The 301-nt window shown below is 67.1% G+C and carries 1 pseudogene; it reads left to right on the top strand.

The annotated features are described in order from the left end of the window. A pseudogene (locus D0817_RS25340) lies at positions 1 to 301 on the top strand (hypothetical protein); the annotation flags it as partial.

Below are 301 nucleotides of genomic sequence, written 5' to 3'. Positions count from 1 at the left end.
AAGACCTTGAAGCGGCGGTCGAACGGGCCGGCTACAAGTCGCGCCGCTTGTCCGACGGGACGGCGGGCGCCGGCGACCAGGACGCCGAGCGTCGCGAGGGCGAGGCGCTGGCGCTGCGGCGCGATCTGCTCATTGCCGCCATCCTCACCTTGCCGGTCTTCGTCCTCGAGATGGGGTCCCACCTCATTCCCGCCATGCACCATTGGGTGATGGGCGTCCTTGGAGAGCAAACCAGCTGGTATATCCAGTTCGCGCTCGCCACCCTTGTGCTGTTCGGTCCGGGACTGCGCTTCTTCCGCCA

Source organism: Flavobacterium cupreum (assembly GCF_003996965.1).
Classification (GTDB): Bacteria; Bacteroidota; Bacteroidia; order Flavobacteriales; family Flavobacteriaceae; genus Flavobacterium; species Flavobacterium cupreum.
The sequence above is the reverse complement of the archived record's forward strand: the minus strand, read 5'-3'. Positions and strand labels throughout refer to the sequence as shown.